The organism is Streptomyces sp. 63XJN7_1_ISO-PGPR-S23-121, from assembly GCF_056173025.1.
The window spans coordinates 7,096,012-7,117,479 of record NZ_CM149653.1 but is presented as its reverse complement, the minus strand read 5'-3'; the positions used below and the strand labels follow the sequence as shown (position 1 = coordinate 7,117,479).

Here is a 21,468-nt window from a genome sequence, read left to right as displayed (position 1 = left end):
ACTAGTTCTATTCACGAAGCGAGGATATGAATATCCGCAGTAATAATCCGCCGGGAGCAAGCCACCAGGAGGCAGACCATGTCCGAGCCCCGCGCCGTCCGAGCGCCACGCGGTACGCAGCCGAGCGCCCTGGGCTGGCAGCAGGAGGCCGCCCTGCGGATGTTGCAGAACAACCTCGACCCCGAGGTCGCCGAGCACCCCGACAAGCTCGTCGTCTACGGCGGCACCGGCAAGGCGGCCCGCGACTGGCGCTCCTTCGACGCCATGGTCCGCACCCTCGAGACCCTCAAGCAGGACGAGACGATGCTCGTCCAGTCGGGCCGGCCGGTCGGCGTCATGCAGACCCACGAGTGGGCCCCGCGCGTCCTCATCGCCAACTCCAACCTCGTCGGCGACTGGGCCAACTGGGAGGAGTTCCGCCGCCTGGAGGCCCTCGGCCTGACCATGTACGGGCAGATGACCGCCGGCTCCTGGATCTACATCGGCACCCAGGGCATCCTCCAGGGCACCTACGAGACCTTCGCCGCCGTCGCCGCGAAGCTGCATTCAACGGGCAAAGGGGGCGACGGCACCCTGGCCGGGACCATCACCCTCACCGCCGGCCTCGGCGGCATGGGCGGCGCCCAGCCCCTCGCGGTCACCATGAACGACGGCGTCGCGATCTGCGTCGACTGCGACCCCCGCGCCATCGACCGCCGTATCGAGCACCGCTACCTCGACGTGCGGGCCGACTCCCTCGACCACGCCCTCCAGCTGGCCACCGAGGCCCGTGACCAGCGCAAACCGCTGTCCATCGGCGTCCTCGGCAACGCCGCCGAGCTGGTGCCGCAGCTCCTCGCCATGGGCGCCCCCATCGACATCGTGACCGACCAGACCTCGGCCCACGACCCGCTGGCCTACCTCCCCGTCGGCATCGCCTTCGCGGACATGGCCGACGCCGCCGCCAAGGACCCGGCGGGCTTCACCACCCGCGCCCGCGAGTCCATGGCCCGGCACGTCGAGGCCATGGTCGGCTTCCAGGACGCCGGGGCCGAGGTCTTCGACTACGGCAACTCCATCCGCGGCGAGGCCCAGCTCGCCGGGTACGACCGGGCCTTCGCCTTCCCCGGCTTCGTCCCCGCCTACATCCGCCCCCTCTTCTGCGAGGGCAAGGGCCCCTTCCGCTGGGCCGCCCTGTCCGGCAACCCCGCCGACATCGCCAGGACCGACAAGGCGATCCTCGACCTCTTCCCCGAGAACGAGTCCCTGGCCCGCTGGATCAAGATGGCCGGCGAACGGGTCCACTTCCAGGGCCTGCCCGCCCGCATCTGCTGGCTCGGCTACGGCGAGCGCGACAAGGCCGGCGAGCGGTTCAACGACATGGTCGCGAGCGGCGAGCTGGCCGCGCCGATCGTCATCGGCCGCGACCACCTGGACTGCGGCTCCGTCGCCTCCCCCTACCGCGAGACCGAGGCCATGCTCGACGGCTCCGACGCCATCGCGGACTGGCCGCTGCTCAACGCCATGGTCAACGTGGCCTCCGGCGCCTCCTGGGTCTCCCTCCACCACGGCGGCGGCGTCGGCATGGGCCGCTCGATCCACGCCGGGCAGGTCACGGTCGCCGACGGCACCGCCCTCGCCGGCGAGAAGATCCGCCGGGTCCTCACCAACGACCCCGGCATGGGCGTCATCCGGCACGTCGACGCCGGGTACGACATCGCGGAGTCGGTCGCCGCGGAGCGCGGCGTGCGGGTGCCGATGCGCGAAGGCGACGAGGACGGCGCCGCGTGAGCTTCCACAGCATGTGGGCGGAGCTGCTGCCGGTCGGCCGCAGCTCCGCCTCCGGCGGCTACCGCCGTTTCGCCTGGACCGGCGCCGACGCCGACTGCCGGGCCTGGTTCCGGGAACAGGCCGAGGCGCGCGGGCTGACGTACGAGCTGGACCGCAACGGCAACCAGTGGGCCTGGCTCGGCGACCCGGCCGCCGGGAACGCCGTCGTCACCGGCTCCCACCTGGACTCCGTGCCCGACGGCGGCGCCTTCGACGGCCCGCTCGGGGTGGTCTCCGCCTTCGCGGCCCTGGACGAACTGCGCCGCAGGGGAGCGCGGATCACCAGGCCGCTGGGCATCGTCAACTTCGGCGACGAGGAGGGCGCCCGCTTCGGCCTCGCCTGCGTCGGCTCCCGGCTGACCTCCGGTGCCCTCACCGTCGAGCAGGCCCACCGCCTGACCGACGCCGACGGCGTCACGCTGCCGCGGGCCATGGAGGCCGCCGGACACGACCCGGACGCCATCGGCCCCGACCCCGAACGGCTCGGCCGCATCGGCGCCTTCGTCGAACTCCACGTCGAGCAGGGACGCGCCCTCGACCTGTCCGGCGACCCGATCGGCGTCGCGAGCGCCATCTGGCCGCACGGCCGCTGGCGGTTCGACTTCCGCGGCGAGGCGAACCACGCCGGTACCACCCGGCTCGCCGACCGGCGCGACCCCATGCTCGGCTACGCGGAGACCGTCCTCGCCGCCCGCCGTGAGGCCGAACTCGCCGGTGCCGTCGCCACCTTCGGCAAGATCTCCGTCGAGCCGAACGGCGTCAACGCCATCCCCTCCCTCGTCCGCGGCTGGCTCGACTCCCGCGCCGCCGACCAGGCGACCCTGGACACCGTGGTCACCGGCATCGAGCGGGCCGCCCGCGCGCACGCCGCCGCCCACGGCGTCGACCTCGACGTCGTCCGCGAGTCCTTCACGCCCGTCGTGGAGTTCGACCACGCCCTGCGCGACGAACTCGCCCGCATCCTGGGCAGCGGCGCCGAAGCGGAAATCCCGGTCCTCGGCACCGGGGCCGGACACGACGCCGGAATCCTCTCCGGGCGCGTCCCGACCGCCATGCTGTTCGTACGCAACCCCACCGGTGTCTCGCACTCCCCGGCCGAATCCGCCGCCGAGGACGACTGCGTGGCCGGGGTGAACGCACTCGCCGACGTACTGGAAGGGCTGGCCCGCACGTGACTCCCACCCCACGGACATACTGGCTGGAGCACGCCTGGCTCGGCACCCACGTCGAGCCGGGCGTCGCCGTGGGCGTACGGGACGGCCGCATCGCCGCCGTCCGCACCGGTGCCGACACCCCGCCGCCCGGCGCCGAGATCCTGCGCGGCCTGACCCTGCCGGGGCTCGCGAACGCCCACAGCCACGCCTTCCACCGCGCCCTGCGCGGCACCGTCCAGGTCGGCTCCGGCACCTTCTGGACCTGGCGCGAGGTCATGTACTCCGTCGCCGACCGGCTGACTCCCGAGGCGTACCACGACCTCGCCCGCGCGGTGTACGCCGAGATGGCCCTGGCCGGCATCACCGCCGTCGGCGAGTTCCACTACGTCCACCACGCCCCCGCAGGCGCCCCCTACGCCGACCCCAACGCGATGGGCGAGGCCCTGATCGAGGCCGCGGCCGCGGCCGGCATCCGTATCACCCTCCTCGACACCTGCTACCTCTCCGCCGGCTTCGGCGAGCCCCCGAACACCCACCAGCTCCGCTTCTCCGACGGGACGGCGGACGCCTGGGCGGAACGCTGTTCGGCTCTCCGGGACCGGGACCACGCGCGGATCGGGGCGGCGATCCACTCCGTACGGGCCGTGCCCGCCGCCCAGTTGGCCACCGTGGCGCGCTGGGCGGAGGAACGGGGGGCGCCGCTGCACGTCCACCTGTCCGAGCAGACCGCCGAGAACGAGGCGTGCCTGCGGGCCCACGGGTGCACCCCGGCCCGTCTCCTCGCCGACCACGGCGTGCTCGGACCCCGTACCACCGGCGTCCACAACACGCACCTCACCGACGAGGACATCGCCCTGCTCGGCGGCAGCCGCACCGGCACCTGCATGTGCCCGACCACCGAACGGGACCTCGCCGACGGCATCGGACCCGCACCCGCCCTCCAGCGGGCGGGCTCGCCCCTCTCCCTCGGCTCCGACAGCCACGCCGTCGTCGACCTGCTGGAGGAGGCCCGCGCGATGGAGCTGAACGAGCGGCTGCGCACCCGCACCCGCGGCCACTGGACGGCCGCCGCCCTGCTGCGCGCCGCCACCGAGGACGGGCACGCCGCCCTCGGCTGGGACGACACCGGCCGCATCGACGCCGGGGCCCGCGCCGACCTCACGACGATCGCGCTGGACTCGGTCAGGACGGCGGGGCCGCTGCCCAGGCTCGGCGCCGAGACGGCCGTGTTCGCGGCGACGGCGGCGGACGTACGGCACACGGTCGTGGGCGGGCGGCACGTCGTACGCGACGGGGCCCACACCCTGGTCCCCGACGTGCCGCAGGCCCTCGCGCGGGCCGTCGAAGCCCTGCGCGCATGACCACCCGACCCCGCCCCCACGAGGACGCCACGGACACCATGAGCAGCAGCACCGTCATCACCAACATCGCCACGCTGGTCACCAACGACCCCTCCCTGGGACGGGGGTCCCCCCGCTCGAGCAAGTTCGAGAGTGGGGGAGGACCGCCCCTGGGACTGGTCCGGGACGCGGCCGTCGTCATCGACGGCGACCGCATCGCGTGGGCCGGTGAAGCGAGCAGAGCACCCGCCGCCGACGACCGCGTCGACGCCGGCGGCCGGGCCGTCCTCCCCGGCTTCGTCGACTCCCACTCCCACCTCCTCTTCGCGGGCGACCGCACCGAGGAGTTCAACGCCCGCATGTCCGGCCGCCCCTACAGCGCCGGCGGCATCCGCACCACCGTCGCCGCCACCCGCGCCGCGAGCGACGAGGAACTGGAGGCGGGGCTCGTCCGCCACCTCGCGGAGGCCCTGCGCCAGGGCACGACGACCTTCGAGACCAAGTCCGGCTACGGCCTGACCACCGCCGACGAGTCCCGCGCCCTGCGCATCGCCGCCCGGCACACCGACGAGGTCACCTTCCTCGGCGCCCACGTCGTCGCCCCCGAACTCGCCGACGACCCGGCCGCGTACGTCGCCCTGGTCACCGGCGAGATGCTCGACGCCTGCGCCCCGCACGCCCGCTGGGTCGACGTGTTCTGCGAGAAGGGCGCCTTCGACGGCGACCAGGCCCGCGCGATCCTCACCGCCGGCCGGGCCAGGGGCCTGCACCCGCGCGTCCACGCCAACCAGCTCTCCTACGGGCCCGGCGTCCAACTGGCCGTCGAGCTGGACGCCGCCAGCGCCGACCACTGCACCCACCTCACCGACGCCGACGTGGACGCCCTCGCCCACAGCGACACGGTCGCCACCCTGCTGCCCGGCGCCGAGTTTTCCACCCGCGCCGAGTGGCCGGACGCCCGCCGCCTCCTCGACGCCGGTGTCACGGTCGCCCTCTCCACCGACTGCAACCCCGGCTCGTCCTTCACGTCCTCCGTCCCCTTCTGCATCGCCCTCGCGGTGCGGGACATGGGGATGACACCGGACGAGGCGGTCTGGTCGGCCACCGCGGGCGGTGCGGCGGCCCTGCGCCGCGACGACGTCGGCCGCATCGCCCCGGGCGCCTACGCCGACCTGAGCCTCCTGGACGCCCCGAGCCACGTGCACCTGGCCTACCGGCCCGGCGTGCCGCTGGTCGACGCGGTGTGGCGGCGCGGCGTACGCGTGGTGTGACGCCCGGCGCGGCGCCGTCAGGGCCGGGGGAGGGGCGCCGGGCACGGAACCCGAAGAGGGACGGCCCGGCCCGGACCGTCCCTCTGGAGGACAAGCGTCACCCGGCGAGGATCAGTCCTCGGCCGTGAGTCCCTTGCGCAGCCGTACCAGCGTCCGCGACAGCAGCCGGGACACGTGCATCTGGGAGATGCCGAGCTCCTCGCCGATCTCCGACTGGGTCATGCCCGCGACGAAGCGCAGGGACAGGATCTGCCGGTCGCGGGGACGGAGTTCGGCGATCAGCGGCTTCAGCGACTCCACGTACTCGATGCCCTCGAGACCGTGGTCCTCGTAGCCGATCCGGTCGGCGAGCGCGCCCTCCGCGTCGTCCTCCTCCGGCTGGGCGTCCAGCGAGGAGGCGGTGTAGGCGTTGGAGGCGGCCATGCCCTCGACGACCTCGTCCCTGGACAGGCCGAGGTGCTCGGCCAGTTCGGACACGGTCGGGGCGCGGTCGAGGCGCTGGGCCAGCTCGTCGCCGGCCTTGGCCAGGTCGAGCCGCAGCTCCTGCAGCCGGCGCGGGACGCGCACGGACCACGAGGTGTCGCGGAAGAAGCGCTTGATCTCGCCGATGATGGTCGGCATCGCGAACGTCGGGAACTCGACGCCGCGCGACATCTCGAAGCGGTCGATCGCCTTGATCAGGCCGATCGTGCCGACCTGGACGATGTCCTCCATCGGCTCGCTGCGGGAGCGGAAGCGGGAGGCGGCGAACTTGACCAGCGCGAGGTTGAGCTCCACGAGCGTGTTGCGCACGTAGGAGTAGTCGCGGCCGCCTTCCTCCAGCGACTCCAGCCGCTCGAAGAGGGTCTTCGACAGGGCCCGGGCGTCTGCCGGAGTCACCTCGTCGTAGGCGGGGATGTCCGGAAGCCCGGTGAGTGTGCCGTCGTCGCCGACGGCAGCGTCATGATGCTCGATGGGATCCAGATGTTCCGGAGGGAGTGTCGACGTCGCTTCCTGGGTACGCGATCCGTCGAGCCGGGGTGACATGATGTCCTCCATCGTTCTCGGCATACGGCTGCCGAAGCCAAAATGCGTGCACTGCGGTGTGCGGCGCCTCCAAAGCCGGCCGTGTCGGGTGTGTTCCTACTAGGCCTACCGGGTTTACCGAGCCCACCGCAAGTGTGTTCTGTGTGGGTATGTCCGTTTGCGTGCACTTGTTCGGGTGTCGGAGTGCCGCGGGAAGGCGTAGTGTTCGATGGCGTCAGCAAGGAGTCACGACGTCGGGAGAGAGAGACGGCATGGACCGCGGGACGGTCGGCAGCGCACAGTCGGGCCGGCTTCTGGTCGAGGTGCGCGAGGAAGGCCCCAGTGCCGTCGTGACCCCGGCGGGTGAGCTGGATCACCACACCGCCGAGCTGTTGCGCGAGCCGCTGGACGAGTGCCTCGACAAGGGATTCAACCGGCTCGTCGTCGACTGCTCGCGCCTGGAGTTCTGCGACTCCACGGGACTCAACGTCCTGCTGGGCGCGCGGTTGAAGGCGGAGGCCGCGGGGGGTGGCGTACATCTTGTGGCCATGCAGCCGGTGGTGGCGCGCGTGTTCGAGATCACGGGGGCCGAAGCGGTCTTCACCCTCCACGACACGCTCGAGGCGGCCCTGTCGGACGAGTCCGGCTGAGCCGTCGTCCTCGGTCACCGCGACGGGTCTCGTGCGGCCTTCGAGGCCGGCGTTTTTGCCCCGTCCCGTGATTCGTGGCGACTACAGGGGTGTTCCGCCGGTCCGGTCGGGCAGGAGACATCCTGACCGTGACTTCGACTGTGACTGTGTACGACTTTGAAACGTGAACTGGTGAATCGGTGAGGTGAAGCGCTGATGAGCACCACCCGGCCCTACTCGCCGGGCGACCGCGGTCCGGAGCCCAGCGGCGCTTCCGGGGCGTCCGAGGGGGGCGCACCCGGGTCCGAAGAGCCCGGGGCAGGCGGCACGCCCGCTCCCGTCGGCGTGCCCGCGTCCGCGGCGGCGGCCGTGGCCGGCCCGCAGGTCCGCACGCTGAGCTTCGACGACCAGAGCGGCGTCGTTCCGCTCGCCCGTGACTTCACCCGCGAGGCGCTGTACGCGTGGGGCTGGCTGCCCTCCGCCACCGCCGACCAGCGTGCCGCCGCGGAGGACGTGCTGCTCGTCGTCTCCGAGCTGGTCACCAACGCGTGCCTGCACGCCGAGGGGCCGGACGAGCTGCGGATCACCTGCGACAAGAAGGTGATCCGGCTGGAGGTCTCCGACCGCGGCGCGGGCCAGCCCGCACCCCGCACCCCGCACCGCGCGGGCCGCCCCGGCGGCCACGGCATGTTCATCGTGCAGCGCCTGTGCCTGGACTGGGGCGTCGTACGGACCCCGGGCGTCGCGGGCAAGCGGGTCTGGGCAGAACTGGGCGCCCCGGCGTAACCCTTTTCGCCCCAGGTATCGCCGGCGTCCCCCGTCCCGGCGACCGCCCACGGCCACACCGGCACGCACTCCGTCACCGGCGCCGCAGCCCCCACCACCCCCACCGCCCACGCGCGCCTCGCCGCCCCCGGCTCTCCGGCCCCGGCGACCGCACGCGTCCGCGTTGGCAGCGCGCCCCTCTCCGCCGTTGATGCCACCGGCCTCAGGAGCGCCGGCGACCGCCCGTGCCCGCGTTGGCAGCGCGCGCCTGTCCGTCACCGACGCCGTCGGCCCTGCCCGTCCTGGCGAACCGCCTTCGATCGCGTCGGTGCCACGTCGAGGGCGCCGCCTGCTCCCGGGCCGCACCACGGGGCCCGAGCCCCACCGGTGCGCCCCGACCTCGCACGCGCCCGCTCAGCGGCCCTCTCGGTGGCCTGGCGTGTCCCGCCGCCGCTCTCCTCGCCCCGTACACACGCCCTCGCCGCCGCCCGCCTGCCGTCGTGGCCCGAACCGCGCCCCCCCAAAACGCCCGGAGGGCCACCGCATCACGACTGGATGCGGTGGCCCTCCGGAAGCGAGGTCCGGCCGGCAGGCCTCAGCGGACGTCGCCCATGAGTTCCTTGACGCGCTTGCGGTACATCCACACCGCGGCGCCGGCGACCACGGCGAGCGTGGCCTCCAGGGCGACGATGCCCGTCTTGTTCAGGTCGACACCGGCGATGGAGAGCAGGCCGGTCGTCGCGTCACCCGCGGTGACGGCCAGGAACCAGACGCCCATCATCTGCGAGGCGTACTTCACCGGCGCCATCTTCGTGGTGACCGACAGACCGACCGGGGAGAGCAGCAGCTCACCGCAGGTCTGGACGAAGTAGATCGCCACCAGCCACATCGCGGCCGCCTTGTGACCACCGTCCGCGATCGCCAGCGGGGCGAGGAAGAGGAAGAAGGACGCGCCGACCAGGACCAGGCCGAACGAGAACTTCACGATCGTGCTCGGCTCCTTGCCGCGGCGGGCCAGCGCCAGCCAGACGGAGGCGAAGACCGGGGCCAGGGCCATGATGATGACCGGGTTGACCGACTGGTACCAGGAGACCGGGAACTGCCAGCCGAGGACACTGTTCTCGGCGGAGGAGTCGGCGAAGATCGACAGCGTCGAGCCGCCCTGGTCGTAGATCATCCAGAACACGGCCGCGGCGACGAAGAACCAGATGTACGCGGACATCTTCGACTGCTCGGCACGGTCCAGCGACCGGTCGCGCTTGATGCGGGTCAGCACCAGGATCGGGATGATCACGCCGAGCAGGGTCAGCGGGACCAGGATCCAGTTCAGCGTGTAGTGGCCGGAGAAGCCGACGATCGCGTAGAACACGACGGCGATCGCGGCCCAGAACGCGGCCTTGCGCAGCGTGGAGGTCTTCTCCTCCACCGACAGCGGCTTCGGGACGACGCTCGAGTGGGGGTCGAGGTGGCGGCTGCCGATCAGGAACTGGACCACACCGAGCGCCATGCCGACCGCGGCGAGCGCGAAGCCCAGGTGCCAGTTGACGTTCTCACCGATGGTGCCGATCGTCAGCGGCGCCACGAAGGCACCCAGGTTGATGCCCATGTAGAAGACGGTGAAGCCACCGTCGCGACGCGGGTCGTCCGGGCCGTCGTAGAGCTGGCCGACCATCGTCGAGATGTTGGCCTTCAGCAGACCCGAACCGATGGCGACCAGGCCGAGCCCCGCGTAGAACGTGCCGGAGGAGGGCAGCGCCAGCGTGAGGTGGCCGAGCATGATGACGCCGCCGGCGATGGCGACGGTCTTGCGGGGGCCCCAGACGCGGTCGCCGAACCAGCCGCCCGGCATCGTGAGCAGGTACACCAGGGACAGGTACACCGAGTAGATCGCGGTCGCACTGCCGGCGCTGAGCCCGAGGCCGCCAGGAGCGACGAGGTACAGCGGGAGCAGAGCCCTCATGCCGTAGTAGGAGAATCGCTCCCACATCTCGGTCATGAAGAGAGTGGCCAGTCCGCGGGGGTGGCCGAAGAAGGTCTTCTCGGAACCGGGGGTACCCGGGCGGACCGAGTCCTTCGTCAGGCTGGACGCCATGGTCGTTCCTTGCTGTCGGGACGCGCTCATGAGGCGATGCGCGCCCGGTGGGGGGCAGCCGGCACCGGCGGGCTCAACCGTCCGACCCCACGCCTGAGGGATACCGCTCCGGATCACGGAGCGATGGACGGCGACCACCGGGATCCACGCCTCCGCGCGCTTCTCTGCACGCGATGAGGCCCGGCCACAGGTCATTCCTTTCAAGGCCGGTCATGAACCGGCCCGCACGCGAAAGAGACCTTCAGCGTCGAACTGTCGCCAAAGGTCGTCCGGGTGCTACAGGCGCTGATTCACCATACGGCAGGACACCGCCCGGTATGGAAGGACTTGAGACGCGAATCACAGGTTTCGACGGAACCGGGAACGGTCATTCGAAGGTCCATCCCAGGATGGCACCCCACAGCCGCAGGCCCGCCACCGGGGCGGCGACGAGGGCCGCGCGGACCGCGCCCGGCGCGGATTCCGCATCTGTCCGGCATGTCCGGAGGTAAGAGTCCCTCGCGACGATCACACCCCGGGCGTTGCTCCGAGCGGACTACCATCAGCTCATGACCCGTGTACTGCTCGCCGAGGACGACGCGTCCATCTCGGAGCCGCTGGCCCGCGCACTGCGCCGCGAAGGGTACGAGGTCGAGGTGCGTGAGGACGGCCCCACCGCGCTCGACGCCGGGATGCAGGGCGGCATCGACCTGGTGGTGCTGGACCTCGGGCTGCCCGGCATGGACGGACTGGAGGTCGCCCGCCGGCTGCGCTCGGAAGGGCACGCGGTGCCGATCCTGATCCTGACCGCCCGCGCCGACGAGGTGGACACCGTCGTCGGCCTGGACGCCGGGGCGGACGACTACGTCACCAAGCCCTTCCGGCTGGCCGAGCTGCTCGCCCGGGTCCGCGCCCTGCTGCGGCGCGGCGCCGCCGAGCCCCAGCAGCCGCCCGCCACGCACGGCGTGCGCATCGACGTCGAGTCGCACCGCGCCTGGATGGGCGACGAGGAGCTCCAGCTCACCGCCAAGGAGTTCGACCTGCTGCGGGTGCTGGTGCGCGACGCCGGCCGGGTCGTCACCCGCGACCAGCTCATGCGCGAGGTCTGGGACACCACCTGGTGGTCGTCGACGAAGACCCTCGACATGCACATCTCCTGGCTGCGCAAGAAGCTGGGCGACGACGCGGCCAACCCCCGTTACATCGCCACCGTGCGGGGCGTGGGCTTCCGTTTCGAGAAGAACTGAGCCCTCCGGGGCCGTACGCGGGTACGTAGGGGAACATGCGCCGCCGACTGATCCAGTCCACGCTCGCCGTGGTGCTCGTCGTGATCGCCGTCTTCGGCGTCTCCCTGGTCATCGTCGAGGCCCGGACGATCAGCAGCACCGCCCAGGAACGCGTGGACCTGGAGGCGGTGCGGCTGGCCAGCATCGTGGACAGCCGGCTGCTCGGCACCGGGTCCGTGGACGCGGGCTTCCTGCGCGAGCAGGTCGCCGACGCCCGGTACGCCGTGATCCGCATCCCCGGCAGGCCGGTCATCGAGGTCGGCGGCAAGCCGGAGGGCGACGTCATCCGCGGCAAGGCCACCGGCGAGGAGGGCGAGACGGTCCTCGTGGAGGAACCGCGCTCCTCGGTGACCCGGGAGGTCGGCCGGACCCTGCTGATCATCGGCCTGGTGGCGCTGCTCGCGGTGATCGCCGCGGTGCTGCTGGCGATCCGCCAGGCCAACCGCCTCGCGTCCCCGCTCACCGACCTCGCCGAGACCGCCGAACGCCTCGGCTCCGGCGATCCGCGCCCCCGGCACAAGCGCTACGGCGTCCCCGAGCTGGACCGCGTCGCGGACGTGCTGGACTCCTCCGCCGAGCGCATCGCCCGGATGCTGACCGCCGAACGCCGCCTGGCCGCCGACGCCTCCCACCAGCTCCGCACGCCGCTGACGGCGCTGTCGATGCGGCTGGAGGAGATCACCCTCACCGACGAGCCGGAGACGGTGAAGGAGGAGGCGACGATCGCGCTGTCGCAGGTGGAGCGGCTGACGGACGTCGTGGACCGGCTGCTGACGAACTCCCGCGACCCGCGCAGCGGCTCCGCCGTCACCTTCGAGCTGGACGATGTCATCCAGCAGCAGATCGCCGAGTGGCGCCCCGCCTACCGCAGCTCCGGGCGGGCGATCGTCAGCTCCGGCAAGCGGCATCTGACGGCCGTGGGCACGCCGGGCGCGGTGGCGCAGGTGCTGGCCGCGCTGATCGAGAACTCCCTGATGCACGGCGGCGGCACGGTGGCCCTGCGCACCCGGGTCACGGGCAACCAGGCGGTCGTCGAGGTCACCGACGAGGGAGCCGGCGTCCCGGCCGACCTGGGGGCGCGGATCTTCGAGCGCACGATCAGCGGGCGCAACTCGACGGGCATCGGCCTGGCCGTCGCCCGGGACCTGGCCGAGGCGGACGGCGGCCGCCTGGAGCTCCTCCAGTCCAGGCCCCCGGTCTTCGGCCTGTTCCTGTCGCGGACGCCGCCGAAGAAGTCGTCGCCGGACGAGGGCGTGACGGTGCGCTAGTGACCTGAGTCAGAGATTCGTCGGCAGTAGGCGGCGACTTTGTCGAGGATCTCGTCGGCGGTCTTCGTCCAGACGAACGGCCGTGGGTTGTCGTTCCAGTCGGCGAGCCATGCTCGGATGTCGCGTTCGAGGGCCTGGACGGAGCGGTGGACACCGCGCTTGAGCTTCTTCTGCGTGAGCTCGGCGAACCACCGCTCCACCAGATTCAGCCAGGACGAACTCGTCGGCGTGAAGTGCAGGTGGAAGCGGGGATGCGCCAGCAGCCACTGTTTGATGGCGGGCGTCTTGTGGGTGACGTAGTTGTCCAGGATCAGGTGCACGTCGAGTTCGGCGGGTACTTCCTTGTCCAGCTTGGTGAGGAACTTTTTGAACTCGACGGCCCGGTGCCGTCGGTGGAGGGAGCCGATGACCTTGCCGGTGGCGACTTCGAGGGCCGCGAACAGGGTGGTGGTGCCGGCCCGGACGTAGTCGTGGCTGCGGCGTTCGGGGACCCCGGGAACCATCGGCAGCACGGGCTGGGACCGGTCCAGGGCCTGGATCTGCGACTTCTCGTCCACACACAGGACCAGGGCTTTCTCCGGCGGATCCAGATACAGACCCACCACGTCACGGACCTTGTCGATGAACAAAGGGTCGGTGGAAAGCTTGAACGTCTGTGACCGGTGCGGGGCCAGCGCGAACGCCCGCCAGATCCGCGAGACCGTCGACTGCGACATGCCCGTGGCTGCCGCCATCGACCGGGTCGACCAGTGGGTGGCGTTCTTCGGCTTCTCCTCCAGCGTTTTGACGATGACCCGCTCGACGTCCGCGTCGGTGATCTTCCGCGGGACACCGGGCCGCGGCTCGTCGGACAAGCCGTCCAGACCACGTTCCAAAAAGCGCCGCCGCCAGGTGCGGACCATGTCCGCGGTGACACCGAGCCGGCGTGACACTTCCATGATCGAGTGCCCCTCGGCGCACGCCAGAATGATCCTTGAGCGCTGAGCCAGGGACTGGGCTGTCGAGCGACGACGCACCCAGCCCTCCAGCACATCGCGTTGGGCATCAGTGACCGACAACGGCGGAATCTTCGGACCCGGACGACTCATACCCAACCAACGACGAATCTCCGACTCAGGTCACTAGGGTCTGTCGTTTGGATCAGGCCGGCTGGGACGGACGGTGCGTCCGGGCCGGCCCGAGCGGGGTGTGGTGCGTGCAGCTGCAAGGCGGAGGAGGGCGCCAGGGCGGAGCCCTGGCAACCGACGACAACGCGGCAGATGTGCGTGCCACACCCCGCGACACCGGCATGATCCAAACGACAGGCCCTAGAAGGCTCATGAAGATCTTGGGGTTCTGGCCCCGCCGCGTGAGCGGCGGGGCCAGACTCGTTTCGTGGTGATGGGGGAATGGGCCGGGGAGACGGTCGGGCCGGATGTGTGGGAGACCTGCCGGGAGTTGATCCCGGCCGGGAGTGTGTTCGCGTTCCTGGCCGAGCACCGTGGTGCGCTGTTCCCGGCGGAGATGTTCGCGGACATGTACCCCTCGGCGAACGGGCGGCCGAGTATGCCGCCGCAGATCCTCGCCTCGGCGATCACACTGCAGGCCCTGCACGGGCTGTCGGACTTCGAGACGGTCCAGGAGCTGCGGTGTGACCTGCGGTGGAAGGCCGCTTGCGGGCTCGGTCTGCATGACATGGCGTTCGACCCCTCGCTGCTGGCCTACTTCCGGCGCCGCCTTTCCCGCTCCGCCCGGCCCGACCGCGTCTTCGAGGCGGTGCGGGAGGTGGTCAAGGCCACCGGGGTCCTCAAGGGCAAGCACCGGCGGGCTCTGGACTCCACCGTGCTGGACGACGCGGTCGCCACCCAGGACACCGTCACCCAGCTGATCGCCGCCGTCCGCGCGGTGATCCGCGAAGTCCCCGGCGCCGACCGGGTCGCGGCCGTGCAGTGCACCGCCCATGACTACACCGATCCCGGCAAACCCCGCATCGCCTGGAATGACGAACAGGCCCGCGCCGCTCTCGTCGACGCCCTCGTCGGCGACGCGCTCAGGCTGCTGGGCCACCTTCCCGAGCAGGAACTGGGCGAGAGGGCCGCGAACGCGGTCGGCCTGCTGGCCCTGGTCGCCGGGCAGGACGTGGAGCCGGCCGAGGACTCCGACGGCCGCGACGGCCGCTGGCGCATCACCCGCGGCACCGCCTACGACCGGACCGTCTCCACCGTCGATCCTCAGTCCCGGCACGTCCACAAGAGCCGCACCCGCCGGCAGGACGGATACAAAGCCCACCTCGCGATCGAGCCGGAGACGGGGTTATACACCGCCGTCGCCCTCACACCCGGGGCCGGGCCCGAGCACCACGAGGCCAAGGTGGGCCTGGACCTGCTCGCCGACGAGGACACTGCCCTCGATCTCTTCGGCGACACCGCCTACTCCACCAGCGACGTCCGCCACACCCTTCAGCAGCAAGGTCACCGGCTGTTCCTCAAACCGGCCCCGCTGCGGCCGGCCGTCCCCGGCGGCTTCACCCCCGACGACTTCGCTATCGACACCACCGCCGCCACCGTGACCTGCCCGGCCGGACACACCGTTCCCCTCTCCGAGTCCGGAGGACAGCACCAGCAGCGCAAGGCCGCTTTCAAGGACCTGTGCTCCGGATGTCCCCTGCGCGAGCGGTGCACCAAGGCCAAGGCCGGACGCATCCTGACCATCCGCCCGCACCACGACCTCCAGGCAGCCGCCCGCGACCAGGCCGCCACCGACCCCGACTGGCAAGCCCACTACAGGCGCTGGAGACCCCCGGTCGAACGCGCCGTCGCCTGGCTCGTCCAGCACGGTAACCGCCGCCTGCGCTATCGCGGCACCATCGCCAACAACACCTGGCTACACACCCGAGCAGCAGCCCTCAACCTCCGCCGACTGATCAACCTCGGACTCACCCGAACAGGCAGCACCTGGACGATCAACCCAGCAACCGCATAGACCAAGGGGCCGCCCGGCCTACGGCCGGACAGCCCCTCACCAAGATCTTCATGAGTCTTCTAGGCGCCGTCAGCGGCGGGCCGGGGCGCCGTCGGTCTCGCGGACCGCCGCCGGGTGCCCGGGCTCCCCGAAGGAGCCCTCCTGCGTCGCGTGCCCGGAGGCGGGCAGCGTGCGGAAGACCCAGCTGCGGTACGACCAGAAGCGGAACAGCGTGCCGAGGCCGATGCCGAGGAACTTGAAGATGTTGCTCTGCAGCGGGCTGTCCCAGCCGAAGCCGTACGTCGCCGTGAAGAGCACACCGTTCTCGATCACCAGGCCGACCGCGCTGAACAGCAGGAACAGCGACATCTCGCGGGTGCGGCCGCTCTTGTCGCGGTCCCGGTAGGTGAAGTAGCGGAAGCCCAGGTAGTTGAAGACGATCGCGACGACGGTGGCGACGATGCTCGCCCGCACGACCTGGAGGTCGGTCACGTGCCGGACCAGGTTGAAGACGAGCAGGTTGACCAGCACGCCCGCGCCGCCCACCGCCCCGAACTTCAGGGCCTCGCGGACCAGCCGGTCGAGCCGGTTCCGCAGGCCGCCGCGGGGCGCCCCGGGCACCGGGGGCGCCGCGGGGGCACCCGAGGAACCATGTCCCATGGTCGTGCAGGCCCCCGTCCGGTCGGTGTCGATCCAGTCATGCTAACCAGCCGGGCACGCATCTTCCTGCGGGAGCCGGTATCGCACGGCGAGAGGGCCGGGGGAGGGCCGGGAAACGGCCGGGAATCCGGTGGGCTCCGGGCGGCCGATACGCTAGGGGCGTGACGTTTCCGGTAGTCGGCATGGTCGGCGGAGGCCAGCTCGCTCGTATGACACACGAGTCGGGCATCCCGTTGGGCATCAGGTTCAAGCTCCTCAGTGACACCCCGCAGGATTCCGCGGCGCAGGTCGTCAGCGATGTCGTCGTGGGCGACTATCGCGACCTCGACACGCTGCGCGCGTTCGCGAAGGGGTGCGACGTGATCACGTTCGATCACGAACACGTACCGACCGAGCACCTACGGGCTCTGGAGGCGGACGGCATCCCCGTGCGCCCCGGGCCCGACGCGCTGGTCCACGCCCAGGACAAGGGGGTGATGCGCGCCAAGCTCGACGCGATCGGCGTGCCCTGTCCGCGGCACCGGATCGTGAGCGATCCGGCCGACGTGGCCGCCTTCGCGGCGGAGGGCGACGGGTTCCCGGTCGTCCTCAAGACGGTCCGCGGCGGCTACGACGGCAAGGGCGTGTGGGTCGTCGACTCCGCCGAGGAGGCCGCCGAGCCCTTCCGCGCCGGCGTGCCCGTGCTGGCGGAGGAGAAGGTCGACTTCGTCCGCGAGCTGGCCGCCAACGTCGTCCGCTCCCCGCACGGCCAGGCGGTGGCCTACCCCGTCGTCGAGTCCCAGCAGGTGAACGGCGTGTGCGACACGGTGATCGCGCCCGCCCCCGACCTGGACCGGGACCTGGCGCTGCGGGCCGAGGAGATGGCCCTCGGCATCGCCAAGGAACTCGGCGTCGTCGGCCACCTCGCCGTCGAGCTGTTCCAGACCCGCGACGGCCGCGTCCTCGTCAACGAGCTGGCGATGCGCCCGCACAACTCCGGACACTGGACGATGGACGGCGCGATCACCTCGCAGTTCGCCAACCACGTCCGCGCCGTCCTCGACCTGCCGCTGGGCGACCCCCGCCCGCGCGCACCGTGGACGGTCATGGTCAACGTCCTCGGCGGCGACTACCCGGACATGTACTCCGCGTACCTGCACTGCATGGCCCGCGACCCCCAGCTCAAGATCCACATGTACGGCAAGGACGTGAAGCCCGGCCGCAAGGTCGGCCACGTCAACACCTACGGCGACGACCTGGACGACGTGCTGGAGCGCGCCCGTCACGCTGCCGGCTACCTGAGAGGGACGATCACCGAATGAGCCCGGTCAGCCCGGTCGTGGGCATCGTCATGGGGTCGGACTCCGACTGGCCCGTCATGGAGGCCGCCGCCAAGGCGCTCGACGAGTTCGAGATCCCCTACGAGGTCGACGTCGTCTCCGCGCACCGCATGCCGCGCGAGATGATCGCGTACGGCGAGCAGGCCGCCGGCCGCGGACTCAAGGCGATCATCGCGGGCGCGGGCGGCGCCGCCCACCTGCCCGGCATGCTCGCCTCGGTCAGCCCGCTGCCGGTCATCGGCGTCCCCGTGCCGCTGAAGTACCTGGACGGCATGGACAGCCTCCTGTCCATCGTGCAGATGCCGGCCGGCGTCCCCGTCGCCACCGTCTCCGTCGGCGGCGCCCGCAACGCCGGCCTCCTGGCCGCCCGCATCCTCGCCGCCCACGACGAGGAGCTGCTCGCCCGGATGCGCGAGTTCCAGCAGGACCTCAACGACCAGGCGACCGAGAAGGGCAAGCGGCTGCGCAACAAGGTCGCGGGCTCGGCGGCCGCCTTCGGCTTCGGGAAGTGACGCGGATGACCTCGCTGGACCGGGCCCGGGAGCTGCTGCGGGAGTTCCCCGTCGTCGATGGTCACAACGACCTGCCCTGGGCCCTGCGCGAGCAGGTGCGCTACGACCTCGACACCCGTGACATCGCCGAGGACCAGTCCGCCCACCTGCACACCGACCTCGCCCGGCTGCGGGCCGGCGGCGTCGGCGCGCAGTACTGGTCGGTGTACGTCCGCTCGGACCTGCCGGGCGCGGTGACGGCGACGCTGGAGCAGATCGACTGCGTACGGCAGCTCATCGACCGCCACCCCAAGGACCTGCGCGCCGCGCTGACCGCCGCCGACATGGAGGCGGCCCGCGCCGAGGGCCGGATCGCGTCGCTGATGGGCGCCGAGGGCGGCCACTCCATCGACAACTCCCTCGCCACGCTCCGGGCGCTGTACGCGCTCGGTGTGCGCTACCTGACCCTCACCCACAACGACAACGTGGCGTGGGCGGACTCGGCGACCGACGAGCCCGGCGTCGGCGGCCTGTCGGCCTTCGGCCGCGAGGTCGTGCGGGAGATGAACCGCGAGGGCATGCTGGTCGACCTCTCGCATGTCGCGGCGACGACGATGCGGGACGCGCTGGACGCCTCCACCGCGCCGGTGATCTTCTCGCACTCCTCCGCCCGGGCCGTCTGCGACCACCCGCGCAACATCCCGGACGACGTGCTGGAGCGGCTGCCCGCCAACGGCGGCATGGCGATGGTGACCTTCGTGCCGAAGTTCGTGCTCCAGGCCGCCGTGGACTGGACGGCCGCCGCCGACGAGAACATGCGCGCGCACGGCTTCCACCACCTGGACACGAGCCCGGAGGCGATGAGGGTCCACGCGGCCTTCGAGGAGCGCACCCCGCGCCCGGTCGCCACGGTGTCCACGGTCGCCGACCACCTCGACCACATGCGCGAGGCCGCCGGCATCGACCACCTCGGCATCGGCGGCGACTACGACGGCACGCCCTTCACGCCGGCCGGCCTCGACGACGTCTCGGGCTACCCGAACCTCGTCGCCGAGCTGCTGGACCGGGGCTGGTCCCGGTCCGACCTGACCAAGCTGACCTGGAAGAACGCGGTACGGGTGCTGGGCGCCGCCGAGGACGTCGCCCGCGGGCTTCAGGCGACGCGGGGGCCGTCCAACGCGACGCTGGAGGACCTGGACGGCTGAGCCGTCCCCGCTGCGTGGGCGGGGCGACCGGAGCGTCCGGTCGCCCCGCCCACGCACGTGGAGAGCGGTGGTCCGAGCCGCGGCCGCGGCGCCCGGCCGACGCGGCGCCCGGCCGACGCGGCCCGCGGCTGAGCGCGGGCCCCGGCGCCGTTACCCCGGACGCCGCGCCCACCAGGAAGCCCCACCTGCCGCGTGTGACGGTGGCCGTAACGCACGACGACCGTACGGAGCACGCCATGGCAGACCTCCAGGACGACCTGCACACCGGTGCGGAGGCCGGCGAGCTCGACGACCTGTCCGTGCCGGTGCCCGACGAGGCCTTCCCGCCCGAGCCCTACGCGCCCGTCTCCGACCCCGACGACGAGCCCCTGACCCGGGCCCACGCCGTGCTGGCCGCCCACCCCGTCGCCGACGGCTACTGCGGCCTGCCCCGGGCGCTCGGGCATCTGCCCTTCTACGACCTGGAACTCGGCGAGAGTGGCGTCCACGCCGACGTGCCCCGGCTGCGCGCGGGGCACGTCGGCGCGCTGTTCTGGTCGCTGCACCTGCCCGGGGGCGCCGACGGCGACCGGGCCGTCGGCGCCGCCCTGGAGCAGCTCGACCTGGCCAGGACGGTCGTCCGGGCCCATCCCGAGGGCCTCCGGCTGGCGTACGACGCCGGGCAGATCATCGACGCCCGCAACTGCGGCCGGGTCGCCGTGCTGCCGGGCCCCGCCGGAGCCGCCGCGCTCGGCGGCAGCCTCGGCATCCTGCGCTCCCTGCACGCCCTCGGTCTGCGGGTGCTCACGCTCACCGGCGCCTCCTGGGCGGGCGAGGCCGGCCTGAGCCGCTTCGGCGAGGAGGTCGTCCGCGAGATGAACCGGCTCGGCGTCGTCGCCGACCTCTCGGGGGCCGGTGCGGGGACCGTCCGCCGTGTGCTCGCCGTCTCCAAGGCGCCCGTGCTGTGCACCCGTTCCGCCGCCCTGGCCCTGCGCCCGCACCCGGCCAACCTCCCCGACGACCTGCTCGCCGAGCTCGGCGCGGCCCAGGGCCTGTGCATGGTGCCGCTGGCCGCGGAGCAGACGGGCCCGGCCGTCCGCGACGTCGCCGACCACCTGGACCACGTCCGCCGGGTCGCCGGCCCGCGGAGCGTCGGCCTGTCCGGCACCTACGACGCCGGCGGCACCCATCCGCTGGAGCTCGGCGACGCCTCCTGCTACCCCCGTCTGGTCGCCGAGCTGCTGCGCCGGGGCTGGGACGAGGCGGACGTCGCCCTGCTGACCTGGGGCAACGTACAACGCGTGCTGCGGGGCGCGGCCTTCGCCGCCCGCGCGGCGCAGCTGCGGCGCCAGCCGTCGACGGCGACGATCGCCGAGCTCGACGGCTGAGCGCCGCCGGGGTCAGCCGTGCTCGATCCGGCACAGGCAGAACGGATGCCCCGCCGGATCGGCGTACACCATGAAGCCCTTCTTCTCCCGGTCCTCCAGGTCCAGCGGCCGGGCGCCCAGCGCGAGCACCTTCTCGTGCGCCGCGTCCATCTCCTCCCAGGTCGCCCCGCCGTCGAGGTCGAGGTGGAACTGCTGGGCGTTGCGGTCGGAGCGCGGCCACTCCGGCGGGGTGAGACCCGGTGCCCGCTGGAAGGACAGCCGCGGCCCGCCGGGCATCTGGAGAACGACCCAGTCCGGGTCCTGCTCGTCGGGGGTGCCGCCCGCCACCTGCGCGTAGAAGCGGGCCAGTTCGCGGGGCTCGGGACAGTCGACGACGACGGAACGGAAACGTGCCACGGGTGCCATGGGGGGTTCCTCCCGGTGATGTGAGGTGGTGTCAGCAGGCACAGAGGCAGAACGGGTGCCCGGCGGGGTCGGCGTAAACGCGGAACGTGCGGGTCCGGTCCTCGGCGTCCAGCGGGCGTGCACCGAGCTCAAGTACGGCCTTCTCGGCCGCGTCCAGGTCCGCCACGGTGAGGTCGAGGTGGAACTGCTGGGAGCCGTCGGGCCCGGGCCACTTCGGCGGCACGTACTCGGGGGCGGCCTGGAACGCCAGTGCCTTCCCGCCGGGCAGCCTCAGGTCGATCCACTCGTCCTGGCCGTCGTCCTGTTCCTCGACGGTGCCGCCCAGCACGCCGGCGTAGAAGCGGGCCAGCGCCCGGGGGTCGGGACAGTCCAGGACGACGGCGCCCAGTTCGGCCACGGCCATGACTTCCTCCTCGAAGTCCGCGGTTACCAGCATGACGCGGGTAACCAGTAACGGTTACTGCATGCTGCCCCATTGGCGGT

The 21,468-nt window shown here is 72.1% G+C and carries 19 protein-coding genes; 13 read left to right on the top strand and 6 right to left on the bottom strand.

Features of this window, described 5'->3' with window-relative positions; translation table 11 throughout:
- Positions 1-78 precede the first annotated feature (78 nt).
- Genes hutU through hutI form a run of 4 tightly spaced genes read left to right on the top strand, consistent with a single transcriptional unit; the run spans position 79 to position 5,574 of the window.
- Positions 79-1,770 (top strand): urocanate hydratase, encoded by a 1,692-nt coding sequence (gene hutU / locus AC0VYN_RS31770; RefSeq protein ID WP_475533752.1) that lies wholly within the window; start codon positions 79-81, stop codon positions 1,768-1,770.
- The gene (locus AC0VYN_RS31765) at positions 1,767-2,984 is read left to right on the top strand and encodes an allantoate amidohydrolase (RefSeq protein WP_475533751.1); all 1,218 of its coding nucleotides are present in this window, start codon (positions 1,767-1,769) and stop codon (positions 2,982-2,984) included. The genes hutU and AC0VYN_RS31765 overlap by 4 nt, the downstream gene beginning before the upstream one ends.
- Complete coding sequence (locus AC0VYN_RS31760; protein WP_475533750.1) at positions 2,981-4,324, top strand: formimidoylglutamate deiminase; 1,344 nt, start codon at positions 2,981-2,983, stop codon at positions 4,322-4,324. The genes AC0VYN_RS31765 and AC0VYN_RS31760 overlap by 4 nt, the downstream gene beginning before the upstream one ends.
- Before the next feature lie 38 nt (positions 4,325-4,362).
- A complete protein-coding gene (gene hutI, locus AC0VYN_RS31755; RefSeq protein WP_475537025.1) occupies positions 4,363-5,574 on the top strand; it encodes an imidazolonepropionase in 1,212 nt (403 codons plus the stop codon).
- A gap of 111 nt (positions 5,575-5,685) precedes the next feature.
- Here hutI and AC0VYN_RS31750 read toward each other — a convergent pair whose 3' ends face one another.
- Positions 5,686-6,612 (bottom strand): RNA polymerase sigma factor SigF, encoded by a 927-nt coding sequence (locus AC0VYN_RS31750; RefSeq protein WP_475533749.1) that lies wholly within the window; start codon positions 6,610-6,612, stop codon positions 5,686-5,688.
- Positions 6,613-6,851: 239 nt separating this feature from the next.
- On the opposite strand from AC0VYN_RS31750, the gene AC0VYN_RS31745 reads away from it, so the two are divergent.
- Both AC0VYN_RS31745 and AC0VYN_RS31740 read left to right on the top strand, forming a co-directional pair.
- Entirely contained in the window at positions 6,852-7,229 is a 378-nt protein-coding gene (locus AC0VYN_RS31745) for an STAS domain-containing protein (protein WP_385458949.1), read from the top strand.
- A gap of 195 nt (positions 7,230-7,424) precedes the next feature.
- Positions 7,425-7,994, top strand: a complete 570-nt coding sequence (locus tag AC0VYN_RS31740) for an ATP-binding protein (protein ID WP_475533748.1) — start codon at positions 7,425-7,427, stop codon at positions 7,992-7,994.
- A gap of 574 nt (positions 7,995-8,568) precedes the next feature.
- Here the strand turns inward: AC0VYN_RS31740 and AC0VYN_RS31735 are convergent.
- Positions 8,569-10,065 (bottom strand): MFS transporter, encoded by a 1,497-nt coding sequence (locus AC0VYN_RS31735; protein ID WP_475533747.1) that lies wholly within the window; start codon positions 10,063-10,065, stop codon positions 8,569-8,571.
- 548 nt (positions 10,066-10,613) lie between these two features.
- Between AC0VYN_RS31735 and AC0VYN_RS31730 the strand changes: the two genes are divergently transcribed.
- Both AC0VYN_RS31730 and draK read left to right on the top strand, forming a co-directional pair.
- Positions 10,614-11,291: a response regulator transcription factor gene (locus tag AC0VYN_RS31730; protein ID WP_077798502.1), complete on the top strand. Its 678-nt coding sequence runs from the start codon at positions 10,614-10,616 to the stop codon at positions 11,289-11,291.
- 35 nt (positions 11,292-11,326) lie between these two features.
- Complete coding sequence (gene draK, locus AC0VYN_RS31725; protein WP_475533746.1) at positions 11,327-12,598, top strand: two-component system sensor histidine kinase DraK; 1,272 nt, start codon at positions 11,327-11,329, stop codon at positions 12,596-12,598.
- On the opposite strand, the gene AC0VYN_RS31720 is transcribed toward draK, so the two are convergent.
- Positions 12,595-13,686, bottom strand: coding sequence for an IS630 family transposase (locus AC0VYN_RS31720; RefSeq protein WP_470534466.1), 1,092 nt, complete (start codon positions 13,684-13,686; stop codon positions 12,595-12,597). The genes draK and AC0VYN_RS31720 overlap by 4 nt on opposite strands.
- A gap of 292 nt (positions 13,687-13,978) precedes the next feature.
- Here AC0VYN_RS31720 and AC0VYN_RS31715 point away from each other — a divergent pair, with 292 nt between their 5' ends.
- Positions 13,979-15,559: an IS1182 family transposase gene (locus AC0VYN_RS31715; protein ID WP_475536814.1), complete on the top strand. Its 1,581-nt coding sequence runs from the start codon at positions 13,979-13,981 to the stop codon at positions 15,557-15,559.
- A 69-nt stretch (positions 15,560-15,628) separates the two neighbouring features.
- Here the strand turns inward: AC0VYN_RS31715 and AC0VYN_RS31710 are convergent, their stop codons facing one another.
- Positions 15,629-16,198 carry a GtrA family protein gene (locus AC0VYN_RS31710; protein WP_475533745.1) on the bottom strand — a complete coding sequence of 190 codons (570 nt, stop codon included), beginning with the start codon at positions 16,196-16,198 and terminating at the stop codon, positions 15,629-15,631.
- A 161-nt stretch (positions 16,199-16,359) separates the two neighbouring features.
- On the opposite strand from AC0VYN_RS31710, the gene AC0VYN_RS31705 reads away from it, so the two are divergent.
- From AC0VYN_RS31705 to AC0VYN_RS31690, 4 genes are all read left to right on the top strand, one after another.
- On the top strand, positions 16,360-17,499 hold the full coding sequence (locus AC0VYN_RS31705) for a 5-(carboxyamino)imidazole ribonucleotide synthase (RefSeq protein ID WP_475533744.1): 1,140 nt from the start codon (positions 16,360-16,362) through the stop codon (positions 17,497-17,499).
- Entirely contained in the window at positions 17,496-18,029 is a 534-nt protein-coding gene (gene purE / locus AC0VYN_RS31700; RefSeq protein WP_475533743.1) for a 5-(carboxyamino)imidazole ribonucleotide mutase, read from the top strand. The genes AC0VYN_RS31705 and purE overlap by 4 nt, the downstream gene beginning before the upstream one ends.
- 5 nt (positions 18,030-18,034) lie before the next feature.
- On the top strand, positions 18,035-19,213 hold the full coding sequence (locus AC0VYN_RS31695; protein ID WP_475533742.1) for a dipeptidase: 1,179 nt from the start codon (positions 18,035-18,037) through the stop codon (positions 19,211-19,213).
- Between the two features lie 236 nt (positions 19,214-19,449).
- Complete coding sequence (locus AC0VYN_RS31690; protein ID WP_475533741.1) at positions 19,450-20,580, top strand: dipeptidase; 1,131 nt, start codon at positions 19,450-19,452, stop codon at positions 20,578-20,580.
- 12 nt (positions 20,581-20,592) lie between these two features.
- Here AC0VYN_RS31690 and AC0VYN_RS31685 read toward each other — a convergent pair whose 3' ends face one another.
- Together AC0VYN_RS31685 and AC0VYN_RS31680 are read right to left on the bottom strand one after the other, a co-directional pair.
- Positions 20,593-20,985 carry a VOC family protein gene (locus tag AC0VYN_RS31685; protein ID WP_475533740.1) on the bottom strand — a complete coding sequence of 131 codons (393 nt, stop codon included), beginning with the start codon at positions 20,983-20,985 and terminating at the stop codon, positions 20,593-20,595.
- 31 nt (positions 20,986-21,016) lie between these two features.
- Entirely contained in the window at positions 21,017-21,388 is a 372-nt protein-coding gene (locus AC0VYN_RS31680) for a VOC family protein (RefSeq protein ID WP_475537024.1), read from the bottom strand.
- Positions 21,389-21,468 lie beyond the last annotated feature (80 nt).